The sequence below is a fragment of the Pseudomonas fluorescens genome (assembly GCF_902497745.1).
Classification (GTDB): domain Bacteria; phylum Pseudomonadota; class Gammaproteobacteria; order Pseudomonadales; family Pseudomonadaceae; genus Aquipseudomonas; species Aquipseudomonas fluorescens_BM.
Map to the genome: position 1 here is coordinate 23,982 of NZ_CABVHJ010000021.1, position 14,531 is coordinate 38,512.

Sequence of the window (14,531 nt, forward strand, 5' to 3'; positions counted from 1 at the left end):
AGCGCGGCAGGGTAATGCAGATCCGGACGGGATTTATTGATCTGGATCTATGCCCAGTTGCCGGTTTTATAACTGGCTCGTGCCGATCCGCAACTATGCTCCATGAATAAAGATGGCACTCGTGCGCGCCGCGGCTGACTAAGGAGCGGGGCGTGCATGACGCCTGACTGACATGGACCGGACATGAACGAAAAAAGCCTTCAATTCAAATCTCTGACCGTGCTGCTGGTGCTGGTCACGGTGGCCTTTATCTGGATCCTGTTGCCGTTCTACGGTGCGGTGTTCTGGGCGGTCATCCTCGGCATTCTGTTTGCGCCGATGCAACGCAAGTTGCAGGCGAAATTCGGCTGGCAACGCAACCTGACCTCGCTGTGTACGTTGAGCATCTGTCTGGTCATCGCGATTTTGCCGGTGATCATCGTCAGCGTGTTGCTGGTGCAGGAGGGGGCGACGGTTTACAAGAATATCGAAAGCGGTGAGCTGGACATTGCCGCGTATCTGGCGCAGTTCAAGCACAGCCTGCCGCCATACTTTCAACACCTGCTCGACCGTTTCGGCATGGGGGAACTCAATGGCCTGCGCGAGAAAATCGTCAAATCGGCGATGCAGGGTAGCCAGGTCCTGGCCACTCAAGCGTTCAGTTTTGGTCAGGGTACGTTCGAGTTCGTGGTGAGTTTTTTCATCATGCTGTATCTGCTGTTTTTCTTTCTGCGTGACGGCGCCGAACTCGCGCGCAAGGTGCGGACGGCCGTGCCACTGGAGGAAGGCCACAAGCGGCGCTTGCAGTTGAAGTTCAACCGCGTGGTTCGGGCGACGGTGAAAGGCAACCTGGTGGTCGCGGTGACTCAGGGCGCATTGGGCGGGGCGATTTTCTGGTTTCTCGACATCCCCAGCGCGTTGCTGTGGGCGGTCTTGATGGGGTTCTTGTCGTTGCTGCCAGCGGTGGGCGCGGGGATTGTCTGGGCGCCGGTGGCGGTGTATTTCCTGCTCAGCGGAATGATCTGGCAAGGCGTGGTGCTGGGCTTGTTCGGGGTTTTCGTGATCGGTCTGGTGGACAATGTGCTACGACCGATTCTGGTGGGCAAGGACACCAAAATGCCCGATTACTTGATTCTGATCTCGACCCTTGGCGGTCTGGCAGTGTTCGGCCTCAACGGTTTTGTGATCGGGCCGCTGATCGCGGCGTTGTTCATGTCGAGCTGGGCGTTGTTCGCCGAGACCAAGCCCAAGGTGCAACTGCCTTAAGCGTGGAACGGCTCGCTGACGATCTTCTGCGACAGTGCCTGCGCAGCGGGCAGGGAAGTGAGCGGGCCGCTGATCGCTTCACCGTCGCGCATCAGATACCAGCAGGCGAGCAAGCCCGATGCTCTGAGCGAGGCGGGAACGGCGCTGCCGATAACGGACATGATTTGGACCTGAGCCATGACGAGTACCTCCATCTATCAATGGAGCTACCTTAGAGATTCGCCGCTTCTACGGACAATCAACGCTTTCGATAGTGGTCATTGACGCCGTTGAGGGCTGGCTCAATCGACCACTTGATCGAGCATGTGCATGACTTCGCGCTCATTGAGCAAACCTTTGTGCACGAGGTTTTCCGCCAGCAGCGAAAGGAACTTGGCGCAGCGATGGCCTTCCAGGTGCTTGAGTTCGGTCAGCGCGCTGTACACCTTGCTGGAGGTGCACAGGCCGACGATGCGGTGCGGGTTTTGTGTTGGCATACAGTCGTCCTTGTTCTTATCAACCTGTTGTTTACGGACGGATTCAGATTGCGGTTCCGTCATGACAAATAAATGACCGTTTTGTGGAATGTACATAACGGTCACTCAATCATGCCGACTTTAGCCGGTGAAACTGTCCTCACAGCGACCTTGGCGAGATTTTTTCAGACGCTGGCCGACCAACGGTCATAAAAAAGCCCCGCTATAAAAGCGGGGCTCTGGGTGGCGATTACCAGCGTGGCCCGCCGTAATAGCCATGTGGCCGGCCGTAATAACCGCGAGGCGGGCCGTAGTAGACGGGGGCCTGTTGAATGTACACCGGTTGCTGCACATACACCGGCGCCGGCTGGTAGTAGACCGGTGGTGGCGGCTGCTGCACGTAGACCGGTTGCGGCTGAACATAAACCGGCTGTTGTTGCACATACACCGGCCGATCCTGGTTGATCAGTGCCGAGCCGATGATGGCCGAGCCGACGATCGCGCCAAACACCGCAGGGCCTTGCCAGCCGTGGCCACCACCGGCTTCTGCCTGACCTGTGACAGCGAGTGCGCCAATCAGCAAGGCCAGAATGGGGAGTTTACGAATCATGATAAGTCCTCGGTTCTTCGACCCGGCGGCAGGGCCTGCACCAGGCCCACAGTTGTCGCGGGGATACTTCTAAGACAGCGAAATTCTGAAAATCAGCACAGCCGCTGGGTAAATTTTGTGTAAGGTCTGTACCGGCTTCTTTACCGGGCCAGGCAAGGGCCAAAAGACACCTTTAAAACAGGCCTCAATGATCGTTCAGAACCCGATGGGCTGGCTAATCCCGTCTATCCGAAAGTGCGTTTGAAGGAGAAGTTTCATGCAGATGAACCCGAACAAAGACACCCAACTGTGCATGTCCCTGTCGGGGCGTCCAGGCAATTTCGGTCTGCGGTTTCATAACCATTTGTATGAACAACTGGGCCTGAATTTCTACTACAAGGCATTCAGCAGTAAAGACCTGACCGGCGCAGTCGGCGGCATTCGCGCCTTGGGCATTCGCGGCTGCGGCGTGTCGATGCCGTTCAAGGAAGCGTGCATTGCGCTGGTCGATGAGCTGGATGCGTCGGCGGCAGCGATCCAGTCGATCAACACCATCGTCAACACCGACGGCCATCTCAAGGCTTACAACACCGATTACATTGCTGTCGCGCAGTTGCTGGAAACCCACGCGGTGCCCAAGGATTCGACCTTCGCCCTGCGAGGCAGCGGCGGGATGGCCAAAGCGGTGGCCAGTGCCTTGCGTGATGGCGGTTACAAAAACGGTTTGATTGTCGCCCGCAACGAGCGCGCCGGGCGTGCATTGGCGGATTCACTGGGTTATCGCTGGCAGGCGGAACTGGGCGAGGAGCGTCCACAGATGCTGATCAATGTGACGCCGGTGGGCATGGATGGCGGGCCGGAGGCGGGGCAACTGGCGTTCGAACCTCAAGTTATTGCTGCGGCTGAGACGGTATTTGACGTGGTCGCGATTCCGTCGGAGACGCCGCTGATCGTGCGCGCTCGGGCCGAAGGCAAAAAGGTGATTACCGGGCTTGAGGTGATTGCGATTCAGGCGCTGGAGCAATTTGTCTTGTACACCGGCGTGCGCCCGAATGAAGCTCAGTTTGCGGCGGCGGTGGCGTTTGCCCGGAGCTGATTCTTTGGTTTTGTGTTGATCTGGCGGGCCTCTTCGCGAGCAAGCTCGCTCCCACATTGGAATGCGTTCCCCTGTGGGAGCGAGCTTGCTCGCGAAGGCCGCGACTCGGTTTCAAACTTCGATTGCCTATACTGCCTCCCCAGCAAGCACAGACTTGCCCATTCCACAAAAACCGTGACCGAGGCCCCCATGCACCCACCCATCCTCAATCTGCATCAGGTCGAACTCGAACCCCTGCCCGAAGCCCTGGCCCCGGAAGGCGAAACCGCCGGTCGCTATCAGCAGCGCATGGCTCGTGTCGGCCAGCAAGTGGGTTCGCAGAAACTCGGTTATCGCCTGTACGCGTTGCCGCCGGGTATGCGCGGCAGCCCGTTTCACAGTCATCGGGTCAACGAAGAGATGTTTTATGTGGTGGCCGGGGAGGGTGAGGTGCGTCTTGGCGCCGAGCGTTTTCCGATTCGTGAGGGCGATGTGATCGCTTGCCCCCCGGGTGGCCCGGAGAAGGCCCATCAGATCATCAATACCAGCCAGGCCGAACTGCGTTATCTGGCGGTGAGTACCCAGCAGCAGCCGGAAATTTGCGAATATCCGGATTCGAACAAATATGCGGTGATGGATAATTTCAACGTCGATGCCGAGGGCAATGCCTCGGGTTTTGTGGCGGTGGCACGGCAGGCGGATGGGGTGGATTACTGGGATGGTGAATAACCCCAGATTTTGAAACCTGATGAATAACCCCTGTGTGCGAGCCTGCTCGCGAATAGGCCGTGTCAGTTACATCATCGTTGAATGACACACCGCGTTCGCGAGCAAGCTCGCTCCCACAATGTATTTGTGGTGATTATTCGAGGCGGGCCAGGCGTTCTTCCAGCGCGGCGATTCGCGCTTCGAGCTCTTCGATGCGCTCGATCGAGACGCCACTGCTTGCACCGCGATCCGATGGATTCTGCCGCGCCGCCAGGATGACCTCGATATCCGCTGGATCACCCAGCGCATGGGTGTAACGATCTTCACGTTGCCCGGCCTGGCGCGGAATCAACACCGCCAGCCCCCGCGCAATCAAGCGCTCAAGCTGATGCACCACTTGCTCGGCATCTTCGAAATCATGCATGCGCCCGCTCCGGGTCAGCAGTTCATTGACGGTCTGCGGGCCACGCAAAAACATCAAACCGCTGAGAATCACCTGCGCCGGCACCAGTTCCAGTGCCTTGTCGACCTTGTGCTCCCAGCGGTCAGCGCGACTGCCCATCACCAGTTTGGCGAAACCGCGACCTTCCAGGGCGCGCAAACTCTGCCCGACCTGACCCTGAGTCAGGTTCATCACCGGTTCGCGGCTGGTTTTCTGGTTGCACGCCGTGACCAGCGCATTAAGGGTCAGCGGATAGGTTTCCGGACTGGTTGCCTGTTTCTCGATCAACGAGCCGAGGATGCGGATTTCCGTGGCATTGAGCCGTGGTTCGTCGAAGGTGGATTCTGGTTCAGTGGTCATCGCGCGTTCCCTTTGCAGTCGAAGGCGCCTAGCCTAATCCTTGCCAAACAAAAGGCAAGCCGTGTGGTCATCAAGCATGGCTATAATCGCCTCCTTGTTCCACCCAGCCACTACTCGAGATCGCCATGACCATTTCCCTGTACGCCGCATCCGTCCCGGTTTTTCAACAGATGCTCAACGCCCTGAGCGATGTACTGAAAAAGGCTGAAGCCCACGCCACCGAGAAAAACATCGACCCGAACGCCTTCCTGCAGGCACGTCTGTACCCGGACATGTTCCCGCTGACCCGCCAGGTGCAGATCGCTGTCGACTTCGCCAAGGGCGTTTCCTCACGCCTGGCTGAAGTCGAAGTGCCGAAGTACGACGATACCGAAACCACCTTCGCCGAGCTGCAAGCCTTGATCGCCAAGGTGCTGGCCTACATTGGCGAGATCAAGCCAGAGCAGATCGATGGCAAGGAAGGCATCGAAATCGTCACCCGTCCGGGCACGCCGAAAGAGAAGCGCTTCAGTGGCCAGTCGTACCTGCTGACTTACGGCTTGCCGCAGTTCTTCTTCCACGTCACCACCACCTATGCGCTGCTGCGTCATAACGGTGTTGAAGTGGGCAAGCGGGATTACATGGGCGCGTTCTAAATCGCCAGAAGCCCCTCCCCCAAAGGGAGAGGGGACTGACCGAGTTGTCTGTTCGAGATACGCCGACCTGAAACATCAAGTCGAACTCAGGTTTTGAACAGCACTCGGTCTGCCCCCTTTCCCCCTCGCCCCCCTTGGGGGGAGAGGGTTGGGGTGAGGGGGGAAAAGATCTCAGCCACAAAAAAGCCCGCCAAGGTTCACACCATGGCGGGCTTTTCATTTCATTACAGCGAATATCAAGCCGTGCGTTGGGCTTTCGCTTCTTCACCCAGACACGCCGCTGCGGTAAACAACACGTCAGTCGACGAGTTCAGCGCCGTCTCTGCCGAATCCTGCAACACGCCAATGATGAAACCGACCGCCACCACCTGCATGGCGATCTCGCTCGGAATGCCGAACAGGCTGCACGCCAACGGAATCAACAGCAATGAACCACCGGCCACACCCGAAGCGCCACAGGCGCAAATGGCGGCGACAACGCTGAGCAGAATCGCCGTCGGAATGTCCACGGCAATGCCCAGCGTATGCACCGCAGCCAGGGTCAGCACGGTAATCGTGATCGCCGCACCGGCCATATTGATAGTCGCGCCCAGCGGGATCGACACCGAGTAAGTGTCTTCATGCAGGCCCAGACGCTTGCTCAATTCCAGATTCACCGGAATATTCGCCGCCGAGCTGCGGGTGAAAAATGCAGTGATACCGCTTTCACGCAGGCACTTGAGGGTCAGCGGGTACGGGTTGCGACGCAGCTTCCAGAACACGATCAGCGGGTTCATCACCAGCGCCACGAACAGCATGCAGCCGAGCAACACGGCCAGCAGGTGCGCGTAACCGATCAGTGCGCCGAAACCGGAGGTGGCCAGTGTCGAAGCCACCAGACCGAAAATGCCCAGCGGTGCAAAGCGAATCACCACGCGCACGATCAAGGTCACGCCGTTGGACAGATCCCCCAGCACTTCGCGAGTGGTGTCGCCGGCATGGCGAATCGCGACGCCCATGCCGATCGCCCAGGCCAGAATGCCGATGAAGTTGGCCTCGATCAGCGCCTTCACCGGATTGTCCACCACGCTCAGCAGCAAACTTTGCAAGACATCACCAATGCCGCCCGGCGCCGTTACCGAGACGTTTTCAGTGGACAGCACCAGATGCGACGGGAATGCCATGCTCGCAACGACGGCCACCACCGCTGCGGCGAAGGTGCCCAGCAGATAGAGGAACAGAATCGGGCGGATGTGGGTTTCCTGGCCGTGCTTGTGGTTGGCAATCGAGGCCATGACCAACACGAACACCAGGATGGGTGCCACGGCTTTCAGCGCTGAAACAAACACCTTGCCGATAAACGCAGTGTCTTTCGCCACTTGCGGGGCAAACAACGCCAGGGCGATACCGGCAATCAGGCCGATCAGGATCTGTGCGACCAGGCTCAGGTTCTTCAGGCGTTGCAATAGAGAAGGGGATGAAGCAGTCATAACGGCATCTCTGATTTTTTATAGGGTGCGAGGTGGCGTGAGGGCGGTGGACATCGGGGGCAGACCACCGTCACGCACCGAAAGGGCTGACGCGAGATCAACGCCAATAAACCGGTCGTTGAATAAGCTGTACGTTTTTCAGGGCGCGGACTTTATCACAGCGTAGGCCTTATCCTTCAGGCCTGTGACGATCTGCCACCGGATCAGGCAACAAAGTCGACAGGTTTGTGCAAGTCAGCCCGGACACACTCTGTTAAGATTGCGCATCCTAATTTTCAAGTCATGCCAGCGGGCCTCCGGGTCAACGCTGGTGTCGTCGTTTTGCTGGAGTTGCGCATGCTGTTGCCCATTCTTCTGTTGTCCGCCGCCGGGTTCACGGTGCTGACCACGGAATTCGTCATCGTCGGCCTGTTGCCGGCGATTGCCCGAGACCTCGCAGTCACCATCCCGCAGGCCGGGTTGCTGGTGACACTGTTCGCTTTCACCGTAGCGATGTTCGGGCCTTTCCTGACCGCATATTTCGCCCGCTTCGAGCGGCGCAAACTGTTTATCAGCATCCTGATCATGTTCGGTTTGGCCAATACCGTGGCGGCGTTGGCGCCGAACATCTGGGTGATGGCGATTGCCCGCTTGATTCCGGCGCTCGGTCTGCCGGTGTTCTGGGCCTTGGCCAGTGAGACTGCCGTGGACATCGTCGGCCCGGATTTCGCCGGTCGCGCGATCGCCAAGATCGGCTTCGGCATTGTCTGCGCCACGGTGTTCGGCATTCCGGTCGGCACGCTGATTTCCGACGCCTTCGGCTGGCGCAGTGCCTTCGGCATTCTCGCGGTGATCGCATTTGCCAAAGCCTTGCTGCTATTTGTTTACCTGCCGAAAACCAGTCTGCACCAGCATCAGGTCAGCTTCCGCTCACAGTTCAAGATCCTGCGCAGCCCGTTGATGATCGGCCACATTGTGCTGTCGATCCTGGTGTTCAGCGGCATGTTTACCGCTTACACCTATCTGGCCGACATTCTTGAGCGCCTCGCCGGATTCAACGGTACTGTGGTCGGTTGGTGCCTGATGGCCTTCGGCGCGGTCGGGTTGATCGGCAACTCGCTAGGCGGCCGCGCGGTCGACCGGCATCCGCTGGGGGCGTCGGTGTTGTTCTGTGCGTTCATGATTTCCGGCATGGTCTCGCTGGTGCCGAACATTCATTCGCCGCTGGGGCTGGCGGTGGCGATGGGGATCTGGGGCATCACCCAGGCTGCATTGTTCCTGGTCAGCCATGTGCGCCTGATGAAAGCCGCGCCGGAGGCGCCGGCCTTTGCTGCTTCGCTGAACATCGCCGGGGCCAATCTGGGGATTGGTCTGGGCGCCATCGTCGGTGGCCGGGTCATCGACAGCGCGGGTCTGGGCTTCCTTGGCTTTGCCGCCGCCGGCTTCATTCTGCTGTCGGTGTTCCTCGCCATGGTGTTGATGACGCTCAAGCCGCGCGAAATGTGCGCCGAGGCCTCATAACGCGGTAAACAGCTCGCGTCGGGCACCTTCGGTAATCGCAACGATGCCGGGGTGCTTGACCTTGCGCTCCACCGAAATGGCATAGAACGACTCGGTCACCGCGTCGGTCTGGCCAATCAGCTCGACGCCGTACTGGCGCTTCACTTCATCGGCAATCACGCTCGGGCCGATAAAAATCCCGCTGCCGGATTGGCCGAACGCCTGCATCAAGGCACTGTCATCAAATTCGCCGACGATTTGCGGCTGGATCTGCTGCTCGGCAAACCAGCGCTGCAAGCGGCTGCGCACCACGGTTTCCGGTCCGGGAATCAACAGCGGCGCGCCATGCAGGCTGCGCGGGAAGTCCTGACCGTATCTGGCTGCCAGTACCGGGGTGGCGAAGAAACTGATCCCGCATTCGCCAAGCTTCTGGCTGTAGCCCTTGATATCGAGGTGCGACGGCATCGGGCTGTCGGAGATCACCAGGTCCAGGCGCTGGATGGCCAGATCTGCGAGCAAGCGCTCGAGTTTGTCTTCGCGGCAGGTAATGCGCAGCGGCTCGTTCAATTCCATGGTCGGTGCGATCAGGCGATAGACGATGGATTTCGGCACCACGTCTGCCACGCCGACGCGGAACAGAATCTGCTGTTCGTTGGGTTGGGCGCGTAGCATCAGTTCCAGTTCGCCGCCCAGTTGAAACATTTGCTCAGCGTAGGGCAAGGCTTGTCGGCCAGCCTCGGTCAATTCGAGTTGCCGGCCAACCCGTCTGAATAATTCGATGCCGTAAGTTTGTTCGAGCAAAGAAATCTGCCCGCTGATGGTCTGTGGCGTCAGGTTCAGTTGCTCGCAGGCGCGCACGATGCTGCCGGTCTTGGCCACGACCCAGAAGTAATGCAGTTGTCGGTAGTTGAGCATGACGGTCTACAGTTCGTGAAAACCGAAGTATAGCCGCTAAAAATACGAATTTTCCTGAAGTGTTTGTCTCCCTAGAATGCCCAGCCATCGACGGCCGGTCTGTGAGCCTGTCTGTTCATTCGAAGGAAACCTTATGAAATATACAATTCCAGCATTGATGTTTACGTCTTTACTGCTTCTTGCCGGTTGCGATCAGGCTGAAAAAAGCGCTCAGCAACTGATGGGCAAAGCCGCCGAAAGCGCCAAGCAAGCGATTGACGACACGCATAAAGCTGCCGAGCAGGCACTCAGCGATGCCACCGGCGGGTTGATCGAGAAAAAAGAAGTACCGGAAAAAGACACGGAAAAATCCGAATCTTCCTCCAAGACCATCTAATTCGTCTTACACAGAGTCAGGACTGACCCATGGAATATCTGTTACAGCTCGCCGCCAGCCCCACCGCTTGGGTTGCTTTGGCCACATTGGTGGTGATGGAAATCGTGCTCGGCATCGATAACCTGATCTTTATCTCGATCCTGACCAACAAATTGCCTAAGCAATACCAGCAGAAGGCGCGCCGCATCGGTATCGGCATGGCGTTGATCCTGCGTCTGGCGCTGTTGAGCACCATCGCCTTCATCGTGCAACTGACTGCGCCGGTGATCGAAATCCTGGGTCAGGCGTTCTCCTGGAAGGACATGATCCTGATTGCCGGTGGTCTGTTCCTGGTCTGGAAAGCCACGACCGAGATCCATCACAGCATGGACCCGGCACCGGAGGATCCGAAGTCGGCGACCTCGACGGTTACCCTGGGTTTCGCTGCCGCTATCGGCCAGATCCTGATGCTCGACATGGTGTTCTCGATCGACAGCATCATTACTGCCGTCGGCATGACTGAACACTTGCCGATCATGATCATCGCGGTGGTGGTGTCGGTATTGGTGATGTTGTTTGCTGCTGAGCCGCTGGCCAAGTTCATCAACGACAACCCGACGGTGGTGATGCTGGCCCTGGGCTTCCTGATCATGATCGGTATGACCTTGATCGCTGAAGGCTTCGGCGCCCATGTACCGAAAGGTTATGTGTACGCGGCCATGGCGTTCTCGGCAGCGATTGAAGTGCTAAACATGATGTCTCGCAGGGCGAGGCAGAAGAAGCTGGCTGAGCAGGCGTAACTGCTGAAAGTACAAAAAACCGCCTGAACTCTTAGAGGTCAGGCGGTTTTTTTTGATTCAAGATTTGCCGTGTGGAATAGAACCCGCCCCTCACCCCAGCCCTCTCCCGAGGGAGAGGGCGCCGATTTTTGTGGTTTTCAAACTTGAGTTCAGCTCGGTATTTCAGGTCGACGTAATTCGAGCATGCCACTCGGTCAGTCCCCTCTCCCTCTGGGAGAGGGCTAGGGTGAGGGGCTTTTCGCTTTTGACGTTAATCCTCAATGCGCGGCGGCGTGTCGTACCCGGTGCTTCTCGTTTTTCTCAACCGCAGCAGGCTGAACCGGATGGTGATGGTGGCGCCGCGAAACCCGCAGCACACCCCACAACATGGCAGCGGCCACGGCCAGCCAGCCGGCAATCAACATTACGATGGTCATGGTCAGGCTCATCAGTGCCTCCTCTTCGCCCTGCATCGGGCGCACACTTTTTCAATTCGCTCTGTTTCAGTGACAGTCTAGACAATGGGGTGTTTCAGACTATTGACCAAAGGTCGATTGCGACCAATCAGTTTGCTCTATGCAATCGGCGTGTCTGCCGCTTAAGGCTATACCGCAGCCGGGCGCGGCCCTATGATCGCAGGCGTTGCCGGAGCACGATGACCGGCGTCTGAACAGAGAGTGATGATGGTGCAGGTATTTTCTCGAATTCGTGCGGCGCTGCTGGTGGCCGGTTGCGCGGCGGTGTTGGCCGGATGTGCAGGCAGTGTGGCGCCCGAGGTCAAGCGTCTGCCGGAGCGAGTTGAACTGAGCGGTACGTTCTATCGCGGCGAAGCCAATCAGAGCGGGCCGCAAGTGCTGGCCAGTCTCCTGTCGCAGCAAGGCATCGTGATCACCCCGGGCTTGCTGGAAAAACCACTGCGCCTGCCGGGCGCCGAAGACAAACTGCAGCAGAATATCCAGCACCTTGCCCGCGACTACGGCATGGTGGTTTATCCCCTGGACAGCAATCTGCCGGCGCTGTTGACGCAAGTGGCGGCGGGTTATCCGGTGATGGTGCGCTTCAGTGAGGGTTCTGCATTCTGGGCCGAGCCGCGTTACGCGATTCTCTCCGGCTATGACCGCAATAAACAGAAGGTTCTGCTGCGTGCCGGGATGAACCGCCGCGAACTGATGAGTTTCAGCTCCTTTGAGTCGGCCCTGGAAAAGTCCGGTGGCTGGGCTGTGCTGATTCAGAAACCGTCGCAGATTCCGGCCGCCGTCGACCGTCAGCGCTGGCTCAAAGCAGCGGATGAGCTGGCTCAGGCCGGGCAGGAAAACGAAGCGGCGCAGGCGCGCAAGGCGCTGGCCGCACACTGAGTTTTCCGTTCGTCATCTGCCGGGCACGACGGCGCCCGGCAAGCCTCCTATTTATACATCCCGTGTTTTGCGGGTGAATCAGGAGGCGATATGAAAGATTCCCCAGCAGCGAAAGGCCCGCATTCCTCTGAGCATTCCTCGGGAGACGATTTGGGGTTCGATCCGGACTCGCCCGATCTTGATGATCCGCAGGTCGATCCTGTCGGCCCCGCCAAGGCGCCTCTCGACGTCGAGCCCGGCGAGGATGCCAAGAAGCCGGCCAAGCCTTATGACCCGTTAGCCAATCTGAAACCTTGATGCGAGGTGCGTATGAGTACCGATTCAAGCTTCGATGACCAAAAACCTGACAGTGTGCCAACCACGCCAGAACCGGATATTGATCCGGTGCTGGACCCGGAGAGCCCGCTGCGCGATCCGATGGCCCGGCCCAATGTGTTGACGCCGGAGCCTGCGCGGGATCCAAGTGCGGGGGATGGCATCCCCGATGACGACAAGATGCCGCTGCCCAATGACTGAAATGCAGGCGAAAAAAAGCCCCGAGGATTCGGGGCTTTTTCTTGGGTGGCGGGTTACTTGGACGCTTCAACCACGCCGCTCTGGCGCGATTTCAGGTTTTTCTGCGCCTTGTATTGCTGAGCCACAGCAGGAACGTTGGCGCTTCGGCCGGTTTCCACCCAGCTGCGAATGCGGCTGGCGTCGGCAAAATGGGTGTATTTGCCAAACGCATCGAGAATTACCAGTGCGACCGGACGATTACCCATTCTCGTCACCAGGACCAGGCAATGACCTGCCGGATTGGTGAAACCGGTTTTGGTGATCTTGATGTCCCAGTCGGCTTTATTGACCAAGTGATCGGTGTTGCGGAAACCCAGGGTGTAATTGGGTTTGCGGAACGACACGGTCTTTTCCTTGGTGGTGGTGAGTTCGCTGAGAAGCGGGTACTTATGCGCGGCCACCAGCAGCTTGCTGAGGTCACGGGCGGTGGAAACGTTACGCTCCGACAGACCTGTCGGCTCGACGAAGTGCGTACTGGTCATGCCCAGTGCCTTGGCCTTGGCGTTCATCGCCGCGATAAAGGCGGCATAGCCTCCGGGATAGTGGTGGGCGAGGCTGGCGGCTGCGCGGTTCTCCGAAGACATCAAGGCGATCAGCAACATCTCGCGACGCGGCAGTTCACTTTTGAGTTTGACTCGGGAGAACACGCCCTTCATTTCCGGTGTGTTGCTGATATCGACATTGATCCATTCGTCCATGTTCTGCCGGGCTTCAACCACTACCAAACCGGTCATCAACTTGCTGACAGAGGCGATCGGCACGATCACGTCAGGGTTGCTGGAGTAGATGACTTTGTTGGTCTGCATATCCATGAGCAGGGCGCTGCCGGAGGCGATCTTCAGGCTCGAAGCGTCACGTGGGGCAGCGGTGGTTTCCGCAGCGTTGATCGTTGGCGTGATGAAAGTGCCTGAAACTGCAAAAAACAGGCTCAGAATCGAAAGACGAATTTTCACGCGGGCGAACTCATAAAAGTTGGATATTCCGTTAGTTTGTAACGGGTTATTTCTTCAAAGCGTCGCATTCTAGGAGTATGGCTGAAGATCTGTCGATGGTTGTTTGAGTGACCTGAAAATCTCGTGAAAAGGCCTGTAAAAAGAGGGGTTTCCGGCGAACGGTTACAGTTTTTTCTCAGGCATGAAAAAACCCGCACAAGGCGGGTTTTTCTTATTGCTGAAAGTACCGATCAAGCGTGCAGGGTTTCTGCCGCATACAGGGTGTTTTCCAGCAGGCAGGCACGGGTCATCGGACCAACGCCACCCGGCACCGGCGTGATCCAGCCAGCGCGGGGCAGGGCGGTTTCGTAAACAACGTCACCGACCAGTTTGCCGTCGTCCTGACGGTTGATGCCGACGTCGATCACGATCGCGCCTTCCTTGATCCACTCGCCTTTGACCAGGCCCGGCTTGCCGGCGGCCACGACCACCAGATCGGCACGACCGACGTGGCCGGCCAGATCCTTGGTGAAGCGGTGAGTCACGGTCACGGTGCAACCGGCCAGCAGCAGTTCCATCGCCATCGGGCGACCGACGATGTTGGAAGCGCCGACGACCACTGCGTCCATGCCATAAAGATCAGCGCCAGTGCTTTCCAGCAGCGTCATGATGCCTTTAGGCGTGCAGGGACGCAGCAGCGGAATGCGCTGGGCCAGGCGGCCGACGTTATAAGGATGGAAACCGTCGACGTCTTTGTCCGGGCGGATACGCTCCAGCAGTTTGGAGGCGTCCAGGTGCTCGGGCAGCGGCAACTGAAGCAGGATGCCGTCGATTGCAGGGTCGTCATTGAGGCGATCGATCAGATCGGTCAGCGCGTCTTGCGTGGTGTCGGAGGGCAGGTCGTAGGCTTGAGAGAGGAAGCCAACCTCTTCACAGTCTTTACGCTTGTGCGAGACATAAACCTGAGAGGCAGGATCGCTGCCGACCAGGATCACCGCGAGGCCGGGAGTGCGCAGGCCTTGCTGGCGACGCTCGGCAACTCGTTGGGCGATCTGCTGGCGCAGGCTGGCGGCGATCGATTTGCCGTCGATTAGTTGTGCAGTCATTGCGCGTGATTAACCATCGAGAGGGGAAAAAATGAGAGCGCATTCTCGCATGTCGAGCGGTGAGGGCAAAGGCGCTT

Annotated in this window: 19 protein-coding genes; 10 read left to right on the forward strand and 9 right to left on the reverse strand. The window is 58.4% G+C overall.

The window, feature by feature from the left end; translation table 11 throughout:
• Positions 1-183 precede the first annotated feature (183 nt).
• Positions 184-1,245: an AI-2E family transporter gene (locus tag F8N44_RS25535; protein WP_064389213.1), complete on the forward strand. Its 1,062-nt coding sequence runs from the start codon at positions 184-186 to the stop codon at positions 1,243-1,245.
• Here F8N44_RS25535 and F8N44_RS25540 read toward each other — a convergent pair.
• The 3 genes from F8N44_RS25540 to F8N44_RS25550 form a co-directional block, all read right to left on the reverse strand.
• A complete protein-coding gene (locus F8N44_RS25540; protein WP_007917359.1) occupies positions 1,242-1,424 on the reverse strand; it encodes a hypothetical protein in 183 nt (60 codons plus the stop codon). The two genes, F8N44_RS25535 and F8N44_RS25540, sit on opposite strands and share 4 nt — an antisense overlap.
• A gap of 102 nt (positions 1,425-1,526) precedes the next feature.
• The gene (locus tag F8N44_RS25545; protein ID WP_016984641.1) at positions 1,527-1,721 is read right to left on the reverse strand and encodes a hypothetical protein; all 195 of its coding nucleotides are present in this window, start codon (positions 1,719-1,721) and stop codon (positions 1,527-1,529) included.
• 229 nt (positions 1,722-1,950) lie between these two features.
• Positions 1,951-2,310, reverse strand: coding sequence for a hypothetical protein (locus F8N44_RS25550; protein WP_007917357.1), 360 nt, complete (start codon positions 2,308-2,310; stop codon positions 1,951-1,953).
• Positions 2,311-2,566: 256 nt separating this feature from the next.
• Here F8N44_RS25550 and F8N44_RS25555 point away from each other — a divergent pair, with 256 nt between their 5' ends.
• Both F8N44_RS25555 and F8N44_RS25560 read left to right on the forward strand, forming a co-directional pair.
• Positions 2,567-3,385: a shikimate 5-dehydrogenase gene (locus tag F8N44_RS25555; RefSeq protein WP_150652252.1), complete on the forward strand. Its 819-nt coding sequence runs from the start codon at positions 2,567-2,569 to the stop codon at positions 3,383-3,385.
• 189 nt (positions 3,386-3,574) lie between these two features.
• A complete protein-coding gene (locus F8N44_RS25560; protein WP_150652253.1) occupies positions 3,575-4,093 on the forward strand; it encodes a cupin domain-containing protein in 519 nt (172 codons plus the stop codon).
• Between the two features lie 133 nt (positions 4,094-4,226).
• On the opposite strand, the gene F8N44_RS25565 is transcribed toward F8N44_RS25560, so the two are convergent.
• Positions 4,227-4,874 carry a YceH family protein gene (locus tag F8N44_RS25565; protein WP_150652254.1) on the reverse strand — a complete coding sequence of 216 codons (648 nt, stop codon included), beginning with the start codon at positions 4,872-4,874 and terminating at the stop codon, positions 4,227-4,229.
• A 125-nt stretch (positions 4,875-4,999) separates the two neighbouring features.
• Here F8N44_RS25565 and F8N44_RS25570 point away from each other — a divergent pair, with 125 nt between their 5' ends.
• Positions 5,000-5,509, forward strand: a complete 510-nt coding sequence (locus tag F8N44_RS25570) for a DUF1993 family protein (protein WP_150652255.1) — start codon at positions 5,000-5,002, stop codon at positions 5,507-5,509.
• A 236-nt stretch (positions 5,510-5,745) separates the two neighbouring features.
• Here F8N44_RS25570 and sstT read toward each other — a convergent pair whose 3' ends face one another.
• Entirely contained in the window at positions 5,746-6,978 is a 1,233-nt protein-coding gene (sstT, locus tag F8N44_RS25575) for a serine/threonine transporter SstT (RefSeq protein ID WP_150652256.1), read from the reverse strand.
• A gap of 336 nt (positions 6,979-7,314) precedes the next feature.
• Between sstT and F8N44_RS25580 the strand changes: the two genes are divergently transcribed.
• Positions 7,315-8,478 (forward strand): MFS transporter, encoded by a 1,164-nt coding sequence (locus F8N44_RS25580; RefSeq protein WP_016986873.1) that lies wholly within the window; start codon positions 7,315-7,317, stop codon positions 8,476-8,478.
• On the opposite strand, the gene nhaR is transcribed toward F8N44_RS25580, so the two are convergent.
• Positions 8,473-9,372: a transcriptional activator NhaR gene (gene nhaR, locus F8N44_RS25585; RefSeq protein ID WP_150652257.1), complete on the reverse strand. Its 900-nt coding sequence runs from the start codon at positions 9,370-9,372 to the stop codon at positions 8,473-8,475. The genes F8N44_RS25580 and nhaR overlap by 6 nt on opposite strands.
• Before the next feature lie 133 nt (positions 9,373-9,505).
• Between nhaR and F8N44_RS25590 the strand changes: the two genes are divergently transcribed.
• Positions 9,506-9,748 carry a hypothetical protein gene (locus F8N44_RS25590; protein ID WP_095123384.1) on the forward strand — a complete coding sequence of 81 codons (243 nt, stop codon included), beginning with the start codon at positions 9,506-9,508 and terminating at the stop codon, positions 9,746-9,748.
• Positions 9,749-9,777: 29 nt separating this feature from the next.
• Complete coding sequence (locus F8N44_RS25595; RefSeq protein WP_007917342.1) at positions 9,778-10,527, forward strand: TerC family protein; 750 nt, start codon at positions 9,778-9,780, stop codon at positions 10,525-10,527.
• Positions 10,528-10,784: 257 nt separating this feature from the next.
• On the opposite strand, the gene F8N44_RS31420 is transcribed toward F8N44_RS25595, so the two are convergent.
• Entirely contained in the window at positions 10,785-10,955 is a 171-nt protein-coding gene (locus F8N44_RS31420) for a hypothetical protein (RefSeq protein WP_166675008.1), read from the reverse strand.
• A 234-nt stretch (positions 10,956-11,189) separates the two neighbouring features.
• On the opposite strand from F8N44_RS31420, the gene F8N44_RS25600 reads away from it, so the two are divergent.
• The 3 genes from F8N44_RS25600 to F8N44_RS25610 all read left to right on the forward strand — a co-directional run bounded on the left by F8N44_RS25600 (position 11,190) and on the right by F8N44_RS25610 (position 12,377).
• On the forward strand, positions 11,190-11,861 hold the full coding sequence (locus F8N44_RS25600) for a peptidase C39 family protein (RefSeq protein WP_150652258.1): 672 nt from the start codon (positions 11,190-11,192) through the stop codon (positions 11,859-11,861).
• 90 nt (positions 11,862-11,951) lie between these two features.
• On the forward strand, positions 11,952-12,158 hold the full coding sequence (locus F8N44_RS25605; RefSeq protein ID WP_034154676.1) for a DUF6021 family protein: 207 nt from the start codon (positions 11,952-11,954) through the stop codon (positions 12,156-12,158).
• 12 nt (positions 12,159-12,170) lie between these two features.
• Entirely contained in the window at positions 12,171-12,377 is a 207-nt protein-coding gene (locus F8N44_RS25610; protein WP_150652259.1) for a hypothetical protein, read from the forward strand.
• A 53-nt stretch (positions 12,378-12,430) separates the two neighbouring features.
• Here F8N44_RS25610 and pbpG read toward each other — a convergent pair whose 3' ends face one another.
• A complete protein-coding gene (gene pbpG / locus F8N44_RS25615) occupies positions 12,431-13,369 on the reverse strand; it encodes a D-alanyl-D-alanine endopeptidase (protein ID WP_150652260.1) in 939 nt (312 codons plus the stop codon).
• Positions 13,370-13,599: 230 nt separating this feature from the next.
• Positions 13,600-14,454 (reverse strand): bifunctional methylenetetrahydrofolate dehydrogenase/methenyltetrahydrofolate cyclohydrolase FolD, encoded by an 855-nt coding sequence (folD, locus tag F8N44_RS25620; protein WP_038362797.1) that lies wholly within the window; start codon positions 14,452-14,454, stop codon positions 13,600-13,602.
• Between the last annotated feature and the right edge of the window lie 77 nt (positions 14,455-14,531).